Source organism: Ruegeria sp. HKCCD6426 (assembly GCF_057221115.1).
Genome location: NZ_JBWVBF010000003.1, coordinates 395,832 through 415,469, shown reverse-complemented (window position 1 = coordinate 415,469; position 19,638 = coordinate 395,832). Strand labels below are relative to the sequence as shown.

Annotated in this window: 24 protein-coding genes; 14 read left to right on the top strand and 10 right to left on the bottom strand. The window is 56.1% G+C overall.

Features of this window, described 5'->3' with window-relative positions:
• Positions 1-88: 88 nt before the first annotated feature.
• From AC2TDA_RS10860 to grxD, 3 genes are all read left to right on the top strand, one after another.
• On the top strand, positions 89-325 hold the full coding sequence (locus AC2TDA_RS10860; protein ID WP_480845643.1) for a BolA/IbaG family iron-sulfur metabolism protein: 237 nt from the start codon (positions 89-91) through the stop codon (positions 323-325).
• Positions 326-508: 183 nt separating this feature from the next.
• On the top strand, positions 509-799 hold the full coding sequence (locus AC2TDA_RS10855; protein ID WP_480879256.1) for a hypothetical protein: 291 nt from the start codon (positions 509-511) through the stop codon (positions 797-799).
• Complete coding sequence (gene grxD / locus AC2TDA_RS10850) at positions 786-1,148, top strand: Grx4 family monothiol glutaredoxin (RefSeq protein WP_480845645.1); 363 nt, start codon at positions 786-788, stop codon at positions 1,146-1,148. The genes AC2TDA_RS10855 and grxD overlap by 14 nt, the downstream gene beginning before the upstream one ends.
• Before the next feature lie 8 nt (positions 1,149-1,156).
• Here the strand turns inward: grxD and AC2TDA_RS10845 are convergent, their stop codons facing one another.
• Genes AC2TDA_RS10845 through AC2TDA_RS10835 form a run of 3 tightly spaced genes read right to left on the bottom strand, consistent with a single transcriptional unit; the run spans position 1,157 to position 2,645 of the window.
• The gene (locus AC2TDA_RS10845) at positions 1,157-1,507 is read right to left on the bottom strand and encodes an MliC family protein (protein WP_480845646.1); all 351 of its coding nucleotides are present in this window, start codon (positions 1,505-1,507) and stop codon (positions 1,157-1,159) included.
• The gene (locus AC2TDA_RS10840) at positions 1,504-1,899 is read right to left on the bottom strand and encodes a cell division protein ZapA (protein ID WP_480845647.1); all 396 of its coding nucleotides are present in this window, start codon (positions 1,897-1,899) and stop codon (positions 1,504-1,506) included. The genes AC2TDA_RS10845 and AC2TDA_RS10840 overlap by 4 nt, the downstream gene beginning before the upstream one ends.
• Positions 1,899-2,645 (bottom strand): hypothetical protein, encoded by a 747-nt coding sequence (locus AC2TDA_RS10835; RefSeq protein ID WP_480879255.1) that lies wholly within the window; start codon positions 2,643-2,645, stop codon positions 1,899-1,901. Before AC2TDA_RS10835 ends, AC2TDA_RS10840 begins: the two co-directional genes overlap by 1 nt.
• Positions 2,646-2,880: 235 nt before the next feature.
• Between AC2TDA_RS10835 and tkt the strand changes: the two genes are divergently transcribed.
• Entirely contained in the window at positions 2,881-4,905 is a 2,025-nt protein-coding gene (tkt, locus tag AC2TDA_RS10830; RefSeq protein ID WP_480879254.1) for a transketolase, read from the top strand.
• Between the two features lie 45 nt (positions 4,906-4,950).
• Here tkt and AC2TDA_RS10825 read toward each other — a convergent pair whose 3' ends face one another.
• On the bottom strand, positions 4,951-5,364 hold the full coding sequence (locus AC2TDA_RS10825) for a hypothetical protein (protein WP_480879253.1): 414 nt from the start codon (positions 5,362-5,364) through the stop codon (positions 4,951-4,953).
• A 1-nt stretch (position 5,365) separates the two neighbouring features.
• A complete protein-coding gene (locus AC2TDA_RS10820; RefSeq protein ID WP_480879252.1) occupies positions 5,366-6,325 on the bottom strand; it encodes a DUF808 domain-containing protein in 960 nt (319 codons plus the stop codon).
• A gap of 179 nt (positions 6,326-6,504) precedes the next feature.
• On the opposite strand from AC2TDA_RS10820, the gene gap (AC2TDA_RS10815) reads away from it, so the two are divergent.
• The 3 genes from gap (AC2TDA_RS10815) to gap (AC2TDA_RS10805) all read left to right on the top strand — a co-directional run bounded on the left by gap (AC2TDA_RS10815) (position 6,505) and on the right by gap (AC2TDA_RS10805) (position 8,808).
• Positions 6,505-7,506, top strand: a complete 1,002-nt coding sequence (gene gap / locus AC2TDA_RS10815) for a type I glyceraldehyde-3-phosphate dehydrogenase (protein ID WP_480879251.1) — start codon at positions 6,505-6,507, stop codon at positions 7,504-7,506.
• A 72-nt stretch (positions 7,507-7,578) separates the two neighbouring features.
• A complete protein-coding gene (locus AC2TDA_RS10810; protein WP_480845655.1) occupies positions 7,579-7,722 on the top strand; it encodes a hypothetical protein in 144 nt (47 codons plus the stop codon).
• Between the two features lie 81 nt (positions 7,723-7,803).
• Complete coding sequence (gene gap, locus AC2TDA_RS10805; RefSeq protein ID WP_480879250.1) at positions 7,804-8,808, top strand: type I glyceraldehyde-3-phosphate dehydrogenase; 1,005 nt, start codon at positions 7,804-7,806, stop codon at positions 8,806-8,808.
• On the opposite strand, the gene coaD is transcribed toward gap (AC2TDA_RS10805), so the two are convergent.
• From coaD to AC2TDA_RS10790, 3 genes are all read right to left on the bottom strand, one after another.
• A complete protein-coding gene (coaD, locus tag AC2TDA_RS10800) occupies positions 8,800-9,291 on the bottom strand; it encodes a pantetheine-phosphate adenylyltransferase (RefSeq protein ID WP_480845658.1) in 492 nt (163 codons plus the stop codon). The two genes, gap (AC2TDA_RS10805) and coaD, sit on opposite strands and share 9 nt — an antisense overlap.
• Positions 9,292-9,376: 85 nt before the next feature.
• Positions 9,377-9,814 (bottom strand): CBS domain-containing protein, encoded by a 438-nt coding sequence (locus tag AC2TDA_RS10795; protein ID WP_480879249.1) that lies wholly within the window; start codon positions 9,812-9,814, stop codon positions 9,377-9,379.
• A 60-nt stretch (positions 9,815-9,874) separates the two neighbouring features.
• Complete coding sequence (locus AC2TDA_RS10790) at positions 9,875-10,777, bottom strand: LysR family transcriptional regulator (RefSeq protein ID WP_480845661.1); 903 nt, start codon at positions 10,775-10,777, stop codon at positions 9,875-9,877.
• A 103-nt stretch (positions 10,778-10,880) separates the two neighbouring features.
• On the opposite strand from AC2TDA_RS10790, the gene AC2TDA_RS10785 reads away from it, so the two are divergent.
• Together AC2TDA_RS10785 and AC2TDA_RS10780 are read left to right on the top strand one after the other, a co-directional pair.
• A complete protein-coding gene (locus AC2TDA_RS10785) occupies positions 10,881-12,380 on the top strand; it encodes a CoA-acylating methylmalonate-semialdehyde dehydrogenase (protein WP_480845662.1) in 1,500 nt (499 codons plus the stop codon).
• Positions 12,381-12,569: 189 nt separating this feature from the next.
• Positions 12,570-13,154 (top strand): L,D-transpeptidase, encoded by a 585-nt coding sequence (locus AC2TDA_RS10780; RefSeq protein ID WP_480879492.1) that lies wholly within the window; start codon positions 12,570-12,572, stop codon positions 13,152-13,154.
• Between the two features lie 67 nt (positions 13,155-13,221).
• Here the strand turns inward: AC2TDA_RS10780 and AC2TDA_RS10775 are convergent, their stop codons facing one another.
• Together AC2TDA_RS10775 and AC2TDA_RS10770 are read right to left on the bottom strand one after the other, a co-directional pair.
• Complete coding sequence (locus AC2TDA_RS10775; protein ID WP_480879248.1) at positions 13,222-13,698, bottom strand: fasciclin domain-containing protein; 477 nt, start codon at positions 13,696-13,698, stop codon at positions 13,222-13,224.
• Between the two features lie 71 nt (positions 13,699-13,769).
• Positions 13,770-14,621: a class I SAM-dependent methyltransferase gene (locus AC2TDA_RS10770; protein ID WP_480879247.1), complete on the bottom strand. Its 852-nt coding sequence runs from the start codon at positions 14,619-14,621 to the stop codon at positions 13,770-13,772.
• A gap of 135 nt (positions 14,622-14,756) precedes the next feature.
• Between AC2TDA_RS10770 and AC2TDA_RS10765 the strand changes: the two genes are divergently transcribed.
• The 5 genes from AC2TDA_RS10765 (at position 14,757) to AC2TDA_RS10745 (ending at position 19,637) form a co-directional block, all read left to right on the top strand.
• Entirely contained in the window at positions 14,757-15,872 is a 1,116-nt protein-coding gene (locus AC2TDA_RS10765) for a carboxylate-amine ligase (protein ID WP_480845666.1), read from the top strand.
• 196 nt (positions 15,873-16,068) lie between these two features.
• Positions 16,069-17,211, top strand: coding sequence for an acyl-CoA dehydrogenase family protein (locus AC2TDA_RS10760; RefSeq protein WP_480879246.1), 1,143 nt, complete (start codon positions 16,069-16,071; stop codon positions 17,209-17,211).
• Positions 17,212-17,218: 7 nt separating this feature from the next.
• Entirely contained in the window at positions 17,219-18,259 is a 1,041-nt protein-coding gene (locus AC2TDA_RS10755) for an enoyl-CoA hydratase/isomerase family protein (RefSeq protein ID WP_480879245.1), read from the top strand.
• Between the two features lie 3 nt (positions 18,260-18,262).
• Positions 18,263-19,135, top strand: a complete 873-nt coding sequence (gene mmsB, locus AC2TDA_RS10750) for a 3-hydroxyisobutyrate dehydrogenase (protein ID WP_480879244.1) — start codon at positions 18,263-18,265, stop codon at positions 19,133-19,135.
• A gap of 118 nt (positions 19,136-19,253) precedes the next feature.
• On the top strand, positions 19,254-19,637 hold the full coding sequence (locus tag AC2TDA_RS10745) for a hypothetical protein (protein ID WP_480845671.1): 384 nt from the start codon (positions 19,254-19,256) through the stop codon (positions 19,635-19,637).
• Position 19,638: the final 1 nt, after the last annotated feature.

Here is a 19,638-nt window from a genome sequence, read left to right as displayed (position 1 = left end):
GGATTGCCTTTTTTGAGAGCATCGCAGCCCCTTGCACGGGCTCGTCCATCGCTCTACATCTTGAGAAAGACCTTCAGGAGTAACCTACATGCCGATGAGCACCCACGAAATCGAACACCTGCTACGTGAAGCGTTTCCGAACGCGGAGATTCAGGTTGGAGGTCAGGACGGTGTGCACATGTCCGCCATGGTCGTGGACGAAAGCTTTCGCGGAAAAAACCGGGTTCAGCAACAACGCGCTGTTTATGCGGCGCTGAAAGGCAAAATGGACGGCCCGGACGGAGAACTGCACGCACTGGCGTTGACGACAAAAGTTCCGGAATAATGGATGAGCCGATCGGATGGGTTCTGCCGAGGCTGATCTATCTGGTCTTTGATATTGTCAACTTCTTAGCGATACTGTGTTGTGATCTTCCGAAACTGCTAAAGTACGGGCCGAGGTATTGGCGCGTCACAAGGAAAATGAGACGCCGCGACTACGAACGTCGCCGAGGTTGAGTGCTAAAAAATGAATGGCTGGCTATTCTGGATAGGTGTAATCGCAGCATTGATAGTTGCCGCCGCCCTGATCGAAGCCTATCTGAAACGAAACAAAAAACGAAAGCTCGCCGACATGCGTCCGGACCCGGACAAACTCAGCAAAGTGGGCGGCATCGAAAGATACGGACTTGATCCGCTGGCCTTGGCGCAGGCTGAGCATCGGCGGCTGGAAGAAGAAGGATGGGTGCCCGACCCATCAAAGAACGAAACGACCACCCCGAATGCGGGTGAAGAGGAAAAGCAAGATGAGCGACGTTAAAACTCAGATCGACGAAACCGTCAAAGCCAACGACGTGGTGCTGTATATGAAAGGCACCAAGGAAATGCCGCAGTGCGGGTTCTCGTCGCGCGTGGCCGGTGTGCTGAACTACATGGGTGTCGATTACGCCGACGTGAACGTTCTGGCCGACGAAGACGTGCGTCAGGGCATCAAGGATTATTCCGATTGGCCGACAGTGCCTCAGCTCTACGTCAAAGGAGAATTCGTCGGTGGGTGTGACATCATCACCGAGATGACCCTGTCGGGCGAGCTGGACACACTGTTTGACGAGAACGGTGTCGGCTACAACAAAGATGCAGCCGACAAGATCCGCGAAGCAAACGCGTAATCCGGCAACTAGCGACTGGTGCAGTCCTTGAACAATACCAGTTCAGGGGCTGTGTCACCGACCGCTTGGTGGGATATCGTCGCCTCCCACCCCTTTGAGCGTAGCGAATAAGTGCCCACGGCTCCCTCGGATTCATAGCGAATGCCGGACCCGCTTGGAGCCTGCCGCATCGCCACAAGTGTTCCATCAATTACCATCGCTGCAGCGCCCGATCCGTCAGAGGCGTTGAAATAAGACACAGGGATTTGCGTGTCGTTTTCGCAAGTGAACGTCACCGACAAAATATCGATGTCAGCCAGCCCCGATGTGGCCAAGACTGACAGGATCACGCCGCAGAACGTAGATCGCAACACTCTCATTTACTCGCCTGTTCTTCGACAACCGCGGCAAGTGCTTCGGCGCGCGCTGCCATTTCAGCCAGCGTATCGGTGACGGAAGGCGGTACAACTGCGACCTCAATCCGCTCTGGCTCGGGCCTGGGTGCGTTGCGCAGTGTTTGCAACTCGGCCTTCGTTTGCTCCAGATTTGCTTCCAGCGTCTTGATTTTGTCGTCTATCGCCGCCGACTTGTCCGCCAGCATCAGCCCTGCCATCAAAAGCATCCGGGATTCCGGCATGCGACCGATTTGGTCGGACAGAACCTGCGCCTCATCATCCAGCAATTGGGCAGCTGCCATCAGGAAAACTTCTTCCCCTTCCTGACACGAGACGTCAAAGTCCCGACCACCGATATGAATAGTGACCTCGGGCATTATTCCACCTCTCCTTCTGTCAGTTTGGCCTGCGACAGCAGCGGTTCCAGACGAGCCAGAACCGCGTGAGCTTCAGCCGCATCGGTTGCCTGTGCTGCGCGGGTCGCCTCGAGTTCAGCAACCGTGGCACGATTTAGCAACTCGGCATCGGGCAGGCCGTCCTGCGACGCGGCCCGCAGCTCGTCGACAGACGCGCGCAATTGTTCGTTTGCCTTGCGCATCCGTTGCAGATCATCATCAAGTCGGGACATTGCCGCACCATGACTGCTGCGTTCTGCACGAAGCATTTCAAGCTCGGCGCTTAATTCCGCTACGCGCTCGCTGTCTGCCAGTTCCGCACGCAGTTGGGCGTTTTCGGTCTTCAGCCCTTCCAGTTCTTCACTGTTATCCAATGCCGCCTTCGCGTCTGCCAGTTCTGCGCGGGCAGCTTCAACCGAGGCCAGAGTTGACGCCATCTCGGCCAATTGTTCGCGCAACTTCTCTGCTTCCGAGTCATCCGCGGGCACAGATTCTGCCTTCTCCAACTCAGTGCGTAAGTTGTCGATTTCTTGATCGTGGCGCGTTTTCAGGGACTTGATCCGCTCTTCCAACTGAGCGTTGGCTACGCGCTCATCTTCCAGCGCAACACGTAACTCCTGATCTACCGATGCGCCTGCGGGGGCTGCATCTTTCAAAGCATCTACCCCGGATCCAATCCGCTCCATGGCGGTGATGATACGTCGTTGTAATTCCTCGATCTGACTCATGCCCCTGTCACCTCTTTATCAAGGTTCGTATTGCTGCACGCCTGCCCGAATCATCGGTGGCAGCTCTCTGGGCTTAGTCTAACGGAATGTGGTGGAAAATACCCACTCTTTGCTTTCAATCACTTGGGCTGCACTCTTGAACCAAGTGCACGGATCAAGGACCGGTTCTGCTTGCACTTTGGAAGTTGGATGGTATTCAGCGCCCATCTGCCCGTAACCCAAAGGAATAACGCCCGTGGACCTGACTGCGCTGCGCAAAGCCAACCCCGAACACTGGGACAAAGCTGCGGCCATCCGCACCCTGACCCTTGACGCCGTCGCCGCCGCCAATTCCGGCCATTCCGGCATGCCGATGGGCATGGCCGATGTTGCGACCGTATTGTTCGAAAAGCACCTGAAATTTGACGCCTCGGCCCCGAACTGGCCTGACCGCGACCGGTTCATCCTTTCGGCGGGTCATGGCTCGATGCTGGTGTATTCGCTGCTGTACCTTACCGGCAACAATGACGTGACGCTGGAAGAAATCAAGAACTTCCGCCAGTTGGGTGCCAAGACGGCGGGCCACCCGGAAAATTTCCTGATCAACGGTATCGAAACGACCACCGGCCCTCTGGGTCAGGGTATCTCGAACGCGGTTGGTTTTGCCATGGCTGAAGAAATTCAGCGCGCGCATTACGGCAAAAAAGTCGTTGATCATTATACCTATGTGATTGCAGGCGACGGCTGCCTGATGGAAGGCGTCAGCCAAGAGGCGATTACGCTGGCCGGCCGCCACGAGCTGAGCAAACTGATTGTCTTCTGGGACAACAACAACATCACCATCGACGGTACCGTTGATATGGCGGACCGCACAGACCAGGTGCGCCGTTTCGCAGCCTCGGGCTGGCACGTGATCGAGATTGACGGCCACGACCCTAAAGCTATCGACGCCGCCATCACTCAGGCGAAAAAGTCCAACAAACCCACGATGATCGCCTGTGAGAGCCACATCGCTCTGGGCCACGCCGCGCAGGATACATCGAAGGGTCACGGCGCGCTGACGGATCAAGACCAGCTGAAAGCCGCGAAAGAAGGCTATGGCTGGCCGCATGAAGCGTTCGAGATCCCGGCGAATGTGAAATCCGCCTGGGAAGCCATCGGTGCTCGTGGTGCAGCCGAACGTGCCGCTTGGGATGAACGCTTTGCCCAGCTGTCTGAGCGTAAGCAGGCCGAATTCAACCGCGCCTACGCGTTCGAAGCCCCCAAGAAACTGGCCGGTGCGATCCGCGCGTTCAAGAAACAGATGTCGGAAGATCAGCCTAAACTGGCCACTCGCGCCTCCTCCGAGAAGGTTCTGAACGTCGTGAACCCGATCATGACCGAGACTGTGGGCGGTTCGGCAGACCTGACCGGTTCGAACAACACAAAATCCGCTGATATGGGCGTGTTCCTGCCGGAAAATCGCAAAGGTCGCTACATCCATTACGGCATCCGCGAGCACGGAATGGCCGCTGCGATGAACGGCATGGCTCTGCATGGCGGTATCCGCCCTTATGGCGGAACGTTCATGGCGTTTACGGATTATGCCCGCCCGTCCATGCGTCTGGCAGCGCTGATGAAGGTGCCAAGCGTATTCGTGATGACCCATGACTCGATCGGACTGGGCGAAGATGGTCCGACCCACCAGCCAGTCGAACACTTGGCAATCTCGCGCGCGACCCCGAACACCTATGTGTTCCGCCCCGCTGACACCGTTGAGACCGCCGAGGCCTGGGAATTGGCACTAACCTTCAAGGACAGCCCCTCTGTCTTGTCGCTGACCCGTCAAGGCGTGCCGACCGTGCGCAAGGATCACAAGACCAAGAACCTGACTGCACAAGGCGCTTATGTTCTGGCCGAGGCCGAAGGTAAACGGCAGGCAATCCTGATCGCGACCGGCTCCGAGGTTTCTTTGGCGATTGAAGCCAAGGCACTTCTCGAGGCCGAAGGCATCGGCACCCGTGTCGTCTCCATGCCCTGTATGGAACTGTTCGCCGCGCAGGACGAAGCCTATCGCAAGCGCGTCCTGCCTGCAGGCCCTGTCCGCGTCGGTATCGAGGCCGCGGTCCGCGCCGGTGGCTGGGACCGCTGGTTGCTGGGTGAGCGTGGCCGTGAAGCCAAGGCCGGGTTTATCGGCATGTCCAGTTTTGGTGCGTCGGCCCCGGCTGGTGAGCTCTACAAGCATTTCGGCATCACCGCCGAGGCAACGGTTGCCAAGGTCAAGGAACTGCTGGGGCTGTAAGCCTATCCCAAAGAATAAAGCAAAGGGCGGCTTCGGCCGCCCTTTTCATTTGGCTTCGGCTTCAACCTTCAGCTTTAACGCGTCATAGGCTTTCAGAGCGTAGTCCAATCTCAACTCATACCGTCCCTGCACCACCACTTTCTCGGGTGGTTGCAAGCCAATACAAGACAACGCTTGACGAAGATGGGTACCTGATAGGGGAACGTAGGTTGCCGATTGCCCGGTCAAAGTGTTGTAGAATCGTCCGCCCAACCAATGTCTACGCTTCTGCGCCTTGAGGGCTGTATCAATACGAAAATGCAAATAACCGTAGAGTTCGCCTTCGTCGAACGACACTTCGTCGGCTGCAATGCTCAGCGCAGAGAGAAGCGAAGATGCACCGCTCCGAGACGACCCGCGTGATCCGATTTCTCGGATGATAGGCCCATCTATTAAGGTTTCTAAGCGGAAATGCTGCATCTTAGTGGTCAGCTTTCCTGTTGAACAACGGCCCGATGACCTTGGTTGCAACCGGGATCAAAACAAGCCCCCATGCCAAACCAAACACACCGTCAATCGCGGCTTTGGAAATCCATTCCACAGCGCCCACCCACTGTTCCGAAACCGAATGCCCGATGGCATAGGCCCAGTCATGAATGTGATGGCCCAGCCAGCCAAAACCCAGAACTTCCATTCCGTGAATGATAATCGACCCGCCGACCCACAGCATTGCCGCGGTTCCGACAATCGACAGCGTCTTCATCACGCCAGGCATTGCTTTGACCAGACCACGCCCCAAGCCACGCCCCACGGGCGTCGGCGCGTTCTGCGCCAGATACAGGCCCACATCATCCATCTTCACGATCAGCGCGACCGAGCCATAAACGGCGACCGTCACACCAATCCCCACAACAGCCAGTGTCGCCGCCTGCATCCACAAGTTGGGCGCTTCGATAGCGGCCAATGCGATAGTCATGATCTCGGCAGACAGAATGAAATCGGTCTTGATCGCACCTTTGACCTTTTGCTCTTCCAGATGTCCGGGGTCGCGATTTTTCATGTCCTCATCGATGACATGACTGCCATGCGGAAACAGGACGTGGAATATTTTCTCGGCACCCTCGAAGCATAAATATGATCCACCGATCATCAGCAACGGGGTGATCAGCCAGGGCGCGAGATTTGCGAGCAGAAGAGCGACAGGCAACAACAAGACGATCTTGTTGAAAACGGACCCGCGCGCGATGCGCCAGATGATCGGTAACTCTCGTGCAGGCGCAAAGCCTTGTACGTATTTCGGCGTTACCGCGGCATCGTCAATGATCACACCTGCTGTTTTGGCACCGGCTTTGCCAGCCGCCGTGACAACGTCGTCTACTGACGCTGCCGCAACCTTGGCAATGCCCGCCACATCGTCCAACAGGGCCAAAAGACCACTCATCGCGCATCCTCTCGTTTCGCCGCCGATGCCGACACTACCTGATCCAACCCTTAGCGCAAGCGTTAGCGCAATCGGGTGAAGTTTGCGCTACCACCTTCAAAATATACCATTTTTGCCCTTTTGAGATTCCCCTTTCACGGCTATATGGCCTGCGAAGCAAGCGCATTTGGAGACATCAGATGACCATCAAGGTCGGTATCAATGGTTTTGGTCGTATCGGCCGCTGTACGCTGTCGCACATCGCCGCATCGGCACGCAACGACATCGAAGTGATAAAGGTTAACGCAACCGGCCCGCTGGAAACCTCAGCGCATCTTCTGAAATATGACAGCATTCACGGACGATTCCCGCGGGATGTATCCATCAACGGCAACACCATGGATCTGGGCCGTGGCCCGATGGAGATGTTCTCGACCTATGACATGAATGAACTAGACTGGGATGGCTGCGACGTTGTTCTGGAATGTACTGGTAAGTTCAATGACGGTTTGAAGGCTCAAACGCATCTTGAGCGTGGCGCGCAGAAGGTCCTGCTGTCGGCTCCTGGCAAGAATGTCGACAAAACCATTGTGTTTGGTGTGAACCACAACAGCCTGACAACAGAAGACAAGATGGTCTCCAATGGCTCTTGTACCACAAACTGCCTGGCACCGCTGGCCAAAGTACTGGACGAAGGCATCGGTATCGAACACGGCATCATGACCACGATCCATGCCTACACCGGCGACCAGCCAACGCTGGACCGCCGCCACAGCGACCTCTACCGCGCCCGCGCTGCTGCAATGTCGATGATTCCAACCAGCACCGGAGCGGCCAAAGCTCTGGGAGAGGTTCTGCCAAACCTGAAGGGTCGCCTGGATGGATCCGCAATTCGCGTCCCGACCCCGAATGTCTCGGCCGTGGACCTGAGCTTCCGCGCTTCGCGTGACGTTACTGTTGCCGAAGTCAACTCAATTGTCGAAGAAGCCGCGAAAGGCCCAATGCAGCGGGTCTTGGGTTTTGAACCCGCACCGCTGGTTTCAACCGATTTCAACCATACCGAGGAAAGCTCGATCTTCGCGCCGGATCAGACCCGTGTGGTCGACAACCGCATGGTGCGCGTTCTGGCCTGGTATGACAACGAATGGGGCTTCTCGGTCCGTATGGCAGATGTTGCCGTAGCCATGGGCCGCCTTAACTGAGCCTTTGGACTTCGCTTGTACCATTGTGCCCGCTCAGGTTATCTGGGCGGGCCTTTTTCGTTCGGGACAGCCATGACCAATCAAATCGCCATCTGGCTTGGAATCCTAATTCTCGGCGGGATAATGCTGGACATCGCCTTCTTCGGAACCGATCATCTGCTGTTCCTCAGCAAGAAACTTTACAGCTTTTTGGATTGGCTCGCCTTCTGGCGGTAACATAGGTTTTCCTTGACTTTTTGACTTGCCTCGCTTTGTTAGCGCTAACCAATTTTGAACCGCATTTTGACGGAGCGCATAATGACACTCAAACTGGCTATTAACGGATTTGGACGGATCGGGCGCGGAGTTTTGCGGGCGGTGAAGGAAACCGGGCGCACTGATATCGAGATTGTTGCAATCAATGATCTGGCCAAGCCTGAAATGAACGCACACCTGTTCGAATTCGATAGCGTGCATGGCCGTTTTCCATACCCTGTTACCCTGTCAGAAGCCGGTTTGGATATTGGCAGCGGCCCCATCCGACTGAGCAGCGAACGTGATCCCGAGTCTCTGGACTGGTCGGATGTGGACGTGGTTCTGGAATGCACCGGCGTATTCCGCACGCGCGACTCGGCCTCGCGGCATTTCAAGAATGGATCAAACAAAGTCCTGATCTCTGCCCCTGCCCGGGGCGACGGAGCTGTCAAAACCGTCGTTTTCGGCGTCAACGATCACGATTTGACGCCCGAGGACAAGGTAGTTTCAAACGCGTCTTGCACGACAAATTGCCTGGCGCCTGTCGCAGCTGCTCTGGATGCTGGGTTGGGGATAAAGCATGGCAACATGACGACGATTCATGCCTATACAGCCAGCCAGCCGGTACATGATGCAGCGGGTAAAGACCCCTACTTGTCCCGTGCTGCAGCGCTGTCGATGATTCCAACAACGACAGGGGCAGCTTCTGCGGTGGGTTTGGTTCTGCCGCAACTGGCGGGAAAACTGACTGGGCAAGCCATTCGCGTGCCGACACCCAATGTGTCTGCTGTTGATCTGGTTGCGGAAGTTTCCCGGTCCACAACCGAAGAAGAAGTCAACGCATTGTTCGTCGAGGCCGCGGTCAAAACTCCCGGCGTTCTAGCTACAGAAACACGACCTCTGATCTCTGTCGACTTCAATCACGACTCGCACAGCTCGACCGTGTCGCTGACAGAAACCAAGGTGACAGACGGCACTCTGGTCAGGGTGTTGGCGTGGTATGACAACGAATGGGGATTCTCGAACCGCATGCTGGACACGGCTGCCGCGATGGGTGGCTTAGCCTAGACGCTCTTTTAGGGCGTCGTTGACCCGCGGCGTGACGAACTTCGATACGTCCCCGTTCAGCCGCGCGATCTCCTTGACCAGTTTGGACGCAATAGCCTGATGCCGTGCCTCGGCCATCAGAAAGACTGTCTCGATCGAGTCATCCAGCGCCCGATTCATTCCAACCATCTGGAATTCATACTCAAAATCCGCAACGGCGCGCAAACCGCGCACGATGATCTGAGCCCCAACATCGCGGGCACAATCGATCAGCAGATTCTCGAAGGGATGCGCGACAATCTCGGTTCCTGTCTGTTCGGTCAGAAACGCGCATTCAGCCTCGATCATGGCTACGCGTTCCTCCAAAGAGAACAGAGGCCCCTTGTCTCGATTGATCGCGACACCAATCACAAGCTTATCAACCAGCGCCGATGCACGACGGATGATATCTATATGACCCATGGTGATTGGATCAAAGGTTCCGGGATACAATCCAACCCGCATCAGGCTCTCCTGCGCAACATTATTTCTGCGCAAGCAAACACAACTTTACCGCAGGTGCAAGAGGCCGAAATAGGCCCGCGAGCCGTCAGTGGCCCATAATCATGCCTTCAAGCGCATCTTTTTCCATCTCCAGTTCCGCCAGTTGCGCCTTGACCACGTCGCCCAATGTCACAATGCCCACCAGGTTTCCGTCTTCAATAACAGGCATGTGGCGAAAACGGCCTTCGGTCATTTGTGACATGATACCCTGAACCGTATCCTGACGGGTGGCCGTTACCAGCTCTCGCGTCATATAGGTGCTGACCGGCTTGTCGAGACACCCGCTGCCGCTGGCGGCGAGCTCGCGAACGATGTCTCGCTCAGACAAAATACCGGCGGCTGTCTTACCGTTGTCCTCGGATACGACAACCGTACCAATCCGTTTTTCGGCCAGAATTTTTGCCGCTTCAGACACCGTTGCAGTAGGCTCCACAGTCACCACATTATCAGTGGCCTTCGACTTGAGAATGCCCTGGACCAGCATTTGCAACACCTCCGAAATAATTTCACGTTTTCCAAAGCGTTGCCGGAATGTCAGACCCTGTCAAGCACCTGCTTGACCTTCCAGCCGCGCAACTTCGTCACGGATACCATGCTTCAATGCATCAGCAAAACGGTTCAGCCGTTCGTTACGTTGATCACCCTGATGACGAACCAGATAAAAACTGCGGGTCAGACTGACCTGATCCGTCACGATTTTCTGCAAACCGGGATGAAACGGCAGCGTAAAGTCGTGCGCTACACAGACCCCGGTGCCCAGCGAAACCTGCCGCAGTTGGACAGAAACCGAGTTTGATGCAAGCGCGACACGGTCAACCCCAATGTCATTGAGGTAATCCAGCTCACGGTCAAAGATCATATCCGGAATGTAACCAATCATCCGGTGACCTTGCAGATCAGTCACCGAGTGAATCTCATTGTGTCGGTTCAGATAGTCCTGACTTGCGACCAAGTGCAGACGATAATCGGTTATCTTTTGCACCAGCAATTTGCCGGCCGTGGGAGCGCTGACGGTGACGGCCATATCGGCCTCGCGCCGGGACAAGTTGATGATGCGTGGAAGTGCCAGGATCTGGATGTCCAGGTCCGGATTGGCATCGCTGATCCGTGCACAAACCTGAGGCAACAGGTAGTTTGCAGACCCGTCGGGCGCGCCAATTCTGATTTGACCGCCAAGAGACTTCGTCCGAACCGATACAACCCCAGCCGCTGCACGCATGGCCTCTTCGGCTTGCAACCCATGATCCATAAGGCGCTCACCTGCTTCGGTCAGCAAATATCCCTGCTGCGATTTCGTGAACAAGATCGCATTCACCGCCGCCTCTAACCGCGCAATCCGGCGCCCGACTGTGGCAGGGTCAATTTTAAGAAACCGTCCCGCCGCAGACAAGCTTTCTTCGCGCGCGACAGCCAGAAAGACCCGCATATCATCCCAATTCGGATTCATTTCACCCCTTTTGCATTTTTGCAAAGCTCTTTTGAAATATTGCCTCTGTTCGCGGGATTTCTGCAAGCCTATTCTGCGCGCAAATTCACCGGAGGAGTTTGCAATGCAAGATCTGACCCATTTCATTAACGGCGAGAACGTGGCTGGTACGTCCGGCCGTTTCGACGACGTCTTCAACCCCGCCACCGGCGAGGTTCAGTACAAATGCCCGATGGCAAGCGTGGCTGAAACAACAGCCGCCATCGAAGACGCGGCTGCCGCGCAGGTAGCATGGGGTGCAACCAACCCGCAGAAACGCGCGCGCGTCATGATGGCCATGGTCGGGCTGATGAACCGCGACATGGATAAACTGGCCGAAGCGCTCAGCCGCGAACATGGCAAGACCATCCCCGACGCCAAGGGCGACCTGCAGCGTGGACTGGAAGTGATTGAATACTGCATCGGAGCGCCACAAATGCTGAAAGGTGAGTTCACCGACAGCGCTGGCCCCGGCATCGACATGTACTCCATGCGTCAGCCGTTGGGTGTTGTGGCGTCGATCATGCCCTTCAACTTCCCCGCCATGATGCCGTTGTGGCACGTTGGCCCGGCCCTGGCCTGCGGCAACGCAGTTGTGCTGAAGCCGTCCGAGCGTGACCCGTCGGTTCCTTTGATGCTGGCCGAGCTGTTTGTCGAAGCCGGTCTGCCTAAAGGCGTTTTCCAGGTCGTCAATGGCGACAAGGAGGCAGTAGACACTCTGCTGGACAGCGAGATCATTCAGGGCGTCAGCTTTGTAGGATCGACACCGATTGCCCAGTACATCTATTCCCGTGCCACCGCGAACGGCAAACGTGCGCAGTGCTTCGGTGGTGCCAAGAACCACATGATCGTTATGCCCGATGCCGACTTGGATCAGGCCGCTGACGCGCTGGTTGGTGCTGGATTTGGCGCAGCCGGCGAACGCTGCATGGCCATTTCGGTTGCCGTGCCCGTCGGCGAGGAAACTGCCGATGCGCTGATCGAAAAGCTGATCCCGCGTGTCGAAAAGTTGAAGGTTGGTCCCTATACCGCAGGCGATGACGTGGATATGGGTCCCGTTGTAACTGGCGCCGCCAAGGAACGCATCCTCGGCCTGATAAACTCGGGCGTGGAACAGGGCGCAAAGCTGGTTGTTGATAACCGCGACTTCAGCCTGCAAGGCTATGAAGATGGTTTCTTTGTCGGCCCACACCTGTTCGACAACGTGACCCCGGAAATGGACATCTACAAGCAAGAAATCTTTGGTCCGGTTCTGTCCACGGTTCGTGCGGGTTCGTATGAAGAAGCGTTGAAGCTGGCGATGGATCATGAATACGGCAACGGTACCGCGATCTTCACCCGTGACGGTGACACCGCGCGTGACTTTGCCAGCCGTGTGAACATCGGCATGGTCGGCATCAACGTTCCGATCCCGGTTCCGCTAGCTTATCACACCTTTGGCGGCTGGAAGAAATCCATGTTCGGCGACCTGAATCAGCACGGCCCTGACAGCTTCAAGTTCTACACCCGCACCAAGACTGTGACGTCGCGCTGGCCGTCGGGCATCAAGGAAGGTGGCGAGTTCAACTTCAAAGCCATGGACTAAGCCCGCGGGCGAATTCCAATAAAATCAGGAACTACGGCCCGGTTTCGGGCCGTTTTTCTTTTTTGCGCACACATTCACAACAAATTCAGAGCCGAGCCACTGGAAATCACGCGCCGACACCAATATTTTACCCGCAAATAACGACCCGAGCAGATCATTTAACCGGAGGCAACCTTGTCCCAATTCCGCATGACCCGCCGTTCTGCCCTGATAGGGGCTGCGTCCCTTCTGGCGACCCCTGCACTTGTGCGGGCGCAAAGTCTGGACGCGTTTCCGCAGGGCGAGGATGCAATAAGCACACAATTGCCGGTGCGCCGTAACGTCTCCTCATTCTCACAGCAGAACTGGCAGGACCATTTCGACGAGCTGGGTGTTGGTTGCCTGCTTGCCGATATCACCAGCCGCGCCGTGCATTATTGGGGCGCAGATGGAACTTACAAACTGTACCCCAGTTCCGTTCCCCAAAGCGAGGAACTCACCAAGCGCGGATATACTGAAGTGGTCCGTAAAAGCGAGAATCCAAGCTGGACGCCAACCTCTTCGATGCGCGAACGGGACCCATCGCTTCCAGTTCGGATGGAAGGCGGCGAGCCAGGCAATCCGCTGGGCACACGGGCAATGTACTTATCTTGGCCAGCCTATCTGGTGCACGGAACACATGATACTCGCAAGATCGGTCGGCAGAGCTCGTCCGGATGCATCGGTCTTTACAACCAGCATGTCGAGGAACTGTATCCTTTGGTGCAGATCGGAACTCAGGTCCGGCTGGTATAATCTCTTCCACAGAACGCAAAAAGCCCCGGTCACAAAACCGGGGCTTTTTCTTTGCGGAAGGGTCAGTTTATTCTGGCAGGATCACAGCGTCGACCACGTGGATAACACCGTTGCTCGCAACAATATCGGCCTGGATAACCTCGGCTTCATTCACTTTGACGCCATTTTTGGCGTTGACGCTCAGCCGGTCGCCCTGGACAGTCAGAACTTTGGCGCGCTTACCTGCAATGTCACCAGACATGACCTTGGCCGGAACCACGTGGTAGGTCAGTATCGACACCAGTTGATCCTTGTTCTCCGGCAGGAGCAGAGTTTCAACCGTTCCATCTGGAAGCGCCGCAAACGCTTCGTCCGTAGGCGCAAAAACGGTAAAAGGGCCGTCCCCTTTCAGTGTACCCACCAAACCTGCGGCCTGAACGGCGGCAACCAGTGTGTTGAATGACCCGGCGGAAACTGCAGTGTCTACAATGTCGGCGGCTTGCGCTTTGACCGGCAGGGCCAGTGCCATTGCGGCGGCTGCACCCAGGAATGTACGACGGAACATGGCTGTCTTCTCCTCTCCAGCTTGTTATGGAGAGGGTTACGGGCCTTTCACCGGGCCGGATCACTATGAGATCAATTTTCTTTCAGCTGGATCCAAATACTCTGCGCGCGACCGTCCTTCAGGAAGGGCAAGGCCTCAACTGCATCCGGGCGGGCCTGCTGTAGGTAATATCCCGGCCAAAGCATTGAATATGCGCCAGATTGCAACAACGCGTGCAACATATACTGCTCACCCCAACCCGGGCAGTCATAAAAAAAGCGCTTGGGGTACTCATAGGGCAGAAAAACATCGTGCACATGGATGACCACACCCGGTTTCAGCGCAGGAATGATGCGGCAGAACAGATGTGCGACATCATTGCTCATACGGACCACATGGCTGGAATCAATGAACAAGACGTCTCCGGCCTCTAGTTGTTCGAATAACTCCGGGTCGACTTCTTCCAGCCGTTTCTGCTCGAACTGATCAACAACATGGGCGATATCCGCACGTGGATAAGGGTCAATTGCAGTGATGGTTGTATCCATCCCGCCATCGATGATCGCCTGACGGGTGACACGGGTAGAGTTCCCACACCCGACCTCGATCACACGCTTTGGCTGAAACCTGCGGATCATTAGGTACAGAGCATCGGCATCCGGGCTGTCGTAATAGCCATTGCCGATCCGATAGCCGGTCTGATTTCGGGACGGGTTTTTCAGCGCGTCCAGCGCCGCCGTGTGCTGAGCGTATTCCTCGGTCAGTTGCGCGATATCGAAATCTTCCATTCCCGGTGACATGGCATACGCCGGGCGGTTCAGCCCCCCTGCCCGTTCAAACGCTTCAAGGCGCGCGCGTTCTTCCTGCTCGATGACTTTGTCAACCAACTTCACCCCAAGCTCATCAAGGGCAGCATTGATCTGAGGGAATTTTCTGGGTTTCACGGCGGCGGCTCCACTTTCCGTTGCGCCTGTTCCTTACCGTTGCTTGCAGGGCCTCTGCAAGCCGCAGCGCGCCAAACCCTTGGCAAACTGGAAAATTCCGTATTCACTGATTGAACTTGAACCGAGGGGTGCGCCATGCAGCAGGAATTCACGCTGGGAATTGAAGAGGAATATCTGCTGGTTGATCGTGACAGCCTGCAGTTATCCGAAGCACCCGAAGCGTTGATGGAGGCCTGCCAAAACGATTTTCAGGGTCAGGTCAGCCCCGAATTCCTGCAATGCCAAATCGAAGTTGGAACTCGTCCGCATACAACTGTTAAGTCTGCCCGAGAAGATCTCAAGCGTCTGCGCTCTTGCGTGTCCAAACGCGCGGCCGACTACAACCTCGCCCCAATCGCCGTGTCTTGCCATCCTTCTGCCAACTGGAAGGATCAGCATCACACGCGCAAGGAACGCTATGACGCGCTGCAACATGCCCTTGGCGGTGTGGCACGTCGAATGCTGATCTGCGGCATGCACGTACATGTTGGAGTTGAGGATCAAGCCTTGCGCGCCGATCTGATGCCGCAGCTTTCTTATTTTCTGCCGCATCTTCTGGCGTTATCGACGTCATCGCCCTTTTGGAAAGGCGAAGATACGGGATTGTCGTCCTACCGCCTGACCGTTTTCGACAACCTGCCCCGTACAGGCCTGCCCCCGGTATTCAGTAGCTGGAGTGAGTATGAGCGCACCACCGGGGTGTTGGTGGAACTGGGTGTGATTGAGGATACCTCAAAAATCTGGTGGGACCTGCGCCCTTCCCACAGCTTCCCGACGCTGGAAACCCGTATCATGGATGTGCAACCTCGGTTGGAACACACATTATCCCTCGCTGCGCTTGTTCAAGCACTGACCCGGATGCTGTGCCGCCTGAAGGATCGCAACCTGCGCTGGCGCCAATATGACAGGTTCCTGATAGGAGAAAATCGCTGGCGCGCACAGCGATACGGCGTCGGCGAAGGCTTGATCGATTTCGGAGATCGATCGATCAAACCGATGGCCGAACTGATCGGCGAACTGATGGGAATGCTTGCCGAAGATACAGAGGCACTTGGCACCATGACCGAACTGGCACGCCTGCGCCAGATCGCTGAAAACGGTACTTCGGCAACGCGTCAGCGCCGCGTCTACGCCGAAGCGACGGCACAAGGCCAAGATCCAGGTAAGGCGGTGGTCCGCCATTTGATAGAGGAATTCCACGCAGACTTATAGGCAAGCGTTCCTTCGGCGGCCCCAATACGGCAAAGACACTGTTTCCCAGAAAAAAATTGAAGCCAGCACCTGGCCGACCACCGGGTTTTCATAAGCTGAGCCCTGCCCACAACGTTTGCTCACGCTGCAAAAATTCTGTAAGGATTGAATAATAAAACGCTTGTTCAATTCTGCAGATAACAAAAGAAGGCCCGCCATGGATTTTGCGCTGACCGAGGAACAGACAGCTATTTTCGACATGGCTTACGCGTTTGGGCAGGACAACATTGCCCCGCACGCACGCCAATGGGAAACCGACGGAACCATCCCCAAAACTCTCTGGCCCCAGATCGGAGAGCTTGGGTTCGGCGGTCTCTATGTGTCAGAAGAAGCCGGCGGATCGGACCTGACGCGGCTCGACGCGACTTTGGTGTTCGAGGCGCTGTCCATGGCCTGCCCCTCGGTTGCGGCCTTCCTGTCAATCCACAACATGTGCGCAAAGATGTTGGACAGCTTTGCCAGCGACGATCTGAAGTCCCGCATCATGCCTGACGTCCTGAGCCTGAACACCGTCCTCAGCTATTGCCTGACCGAGCCCGGTTCCGGATCGGATGCGGCCGCGCTCAAGACCCGCGCAGAACGCACGAACGAAGGTTATACCCTGAATGGCACAAAAGCATTTATCTCGGGCGGTGGTTATTCAGACGCCTATGTTTGCATGGTGCGCACAGGTGAGGACGGACCCAAAGGCATTTCAACCGTTTATGTAGAAGACGGTACGCCGGGTCTGAGTTTTGGCGCGCTGGAACAAAAAATGGGCTGGAAAAGCCAGCCGACTGCGCAGGTCCAATTCGACGATTGCAAAATTCCGTCCGGGAATCTGGTTGGAACCGAAGGAGACGGTTTCAAATACGCGATGAAGGGCCTGGACGGCGGGCGGTTGAACATCGCCTCGTGCTCACTTGGTGCTGCACAGGCCGGTTTGGATATGACACTGCAATATATGTCCGAGCGCAAAGCATTTGGCCAGTCCATCGACCAGTTTCAGGCGCTACAATTTCGTCTGGCGGATATGGAGATCGAGATGCAGGCCGCTCGCACCTTCCTGCGGCAAGCTGCGTGGAAACTGGATCAGGGTGCGCCTGATGCGACTAAGTTCTGCGCCATGGCCAAGAAATTTGTAACCGAGACCGGATCGAAAGTGGTCGATCAATGCCTTCAATTGCACGGTGGGTACGGGTATCTGGCGGACTACGGTATCGAAAAGCTTGTGCGCGATCTGCGTGTGCATCAGATACTGGAAGGCACGAACGAGATCATGCGCGTGATCGTCGCGCGCCAGATGCTGTCCAACCACTGAGGTTTCAATGCCAGACATCTACATCCGCACTACTGGTCGCGCGGGACGTATCACTTTGACCCGGCCGCAGGCGCTGAATGCGCTCAGCTACGACATGTGCATGGCCATCGACACCGCTTTGCGTAACTGGCGCGAGGACGATGCGATCGATCTGGTCATCCTTGACGCCGAAGGTGACAAAGCATTTTGTGCAGGCGGCGATATTGCCGAGCTTTATGACACGGGCACCAAAGGAGATTTCTCCTATGGCCGAACGTTCTGGCGCGACGAATATCGCGTGAACGCCCTGATCTTCGAATACCCAAAGCCGGTAATCAGCTTCTTGCAAGGTTTCACGATGGGCGGCGGCGTCGGCATTGGGTGCCATGGCAGCCATCGAATTGTCGGAGAAAGCTCGAAAATCTCGATGCCCGAATGCTCGATCGGTCTGGTTCCGGACGTCGGCGGTACGCTCATGCTGGCATTGGCACCCGGTCGGCTGGGCGAATACTTGGGGACAACTGGCCACCGCATGGGACCGGGCGACGCAATCTATGCCGGTTTCGCCGATCACTACGTACCGCAAGAGATATGGCCCGAACTGATCGAATTGCTTGAGGCATCGGGACGCGCTGAGTTGGTACAAGAGCATGCGCAGACCCCGCCGGGAAGCCCTCTGACCGACCAGCAGGCACTGATCGACGTTTGCTTTGACGGCGAAACGTTGAGAGACATCCTGAACAACCTGCGCAATAACGATACAGATTTTGCGCTGAAAAATCTGACTGTTATGAAACGGAATTCACCTTTATCAATGGCTTGCGCGGTTGAAATGCTGCACAGGTTACGAGGTCAAAGTTTGACACTGCGCAAAGCGTTGGAAATGGAATACCGCTTTACCTATCGTGCGATGGACCAAGGGGATTTTCTGGAAGGCATCCGCGCACAGATCATCGACAAGGATCGAAACCCGCAGTGGCAGTTTTCTGACATGAACGTACCTGCCATAGCCGTTTCCAAAATGCTGCAACCGCTTGGATCGGATGCGCTCAGTTTTACAGAGGAGTAAGGGATGAAAATCGGATTCATTGGGCTGGGCAACATGGGTGCACCGATGGCGGCCAATCTGGCACGTGCCGGGCACGAGGTCACAGGTTTTGACATGGCCAACGTAGCTGTCGAAGGCGTTTCATTGGCCTCCTCAGGTACCGAAGTCGCCGCCGGAGCTGACGTCGTCATCACCATGTTGCCCAACGGCCAGATTCTACGTGCCGTAGCAAACGAGATCATCCCCGCCATGAAGGCAGGCTCTGCTTTGGTCGATTGTTCCACTGTAGATGTCGATAGTGCGCGCGCTGTCGCCGAACAGGCAGGTGCCGCCGGTTTGCTTGCAGTTGACGCGCCAGTTTCTGGCGGGATCGGCGGTGCAGCAGCAGGAACGCTGACTTTCATGGCTGGCGGCTCGGACGCGGCCTTCGCCAAAGCGGCGCCCCTGTTCGAGATTATGGGGCAGAAAGCGGTTCATTGCGGCGAAGCTGGTGCTGGCCAGGCTGCAAAGATTTGCAACAACATGATCTTGGGCGTCACCATGATTGCCACCTGCGAAGCCTTTGCTCTGGCCGACAAATTAGGTCTGGACCGGCAGAAGATGTTTGACGTTGTCAGCACGTCATCCGGCTATAGCTGGACAATGAACGCCTATTGCCCTGCGCCTGGCGTTGGGCCTGAGAGTCCAGCAGACAACGACTACACCCCGGGTTTCGCTGCAGAACTGATGCTGAAGGACCTGCGTCTTAGCCAGCAAGCTGCTGACAGCGCGGATGCTGATACGCCGATGGGACATATCGCTACGACGCTCTATGAACAGTTTGTCGAACAGGAAGGCGGATTGGGTCGCGACTTCAGCGCCATGCTGCCCCGGTTTGAAAAACGCGGTCGATCCTAGGCCGCCAGTGGCGGGATTTCGCACAACCCAAGCGCACAGGCTGGTAAAACCATCTTTCTGCCACTTAATAGTGGCAGAGAGTAGCGCTGGTTATAAGCAGCGAAGTTGGAGTGTGACGATGAAATCAATGTTGAGCCTTACCGTAATAGCCGCTTTGGCCGTCGGATCTGTTCCTGCGTTGGCTGGGAATGGCAAAGGAAAAGGCAAGTCTAAAGACACATTCGAAGTCTATCGCGTCGCACCGAATTCTGGAAAAAACGGTCATTGCCCCCCGGGGCTGGCGAAGAAGGCAGTGCCCTGCGTTCCACCGGGGCAGGTCAAAAAACGCTATCGGGTCGGAGACCGGATCGACGGTGATTACGCTTGGATCACCGATCCTTACCGCTATGGCCTGAACCGCGGCGGTAATTATGTTCGTGCTGGTGACTATGTTTATCGGGTGAATCCGGATACCCGAAAAGTTCTCAACCTCATCGGTGCTGTGGCCGACATCCTGTACTGAT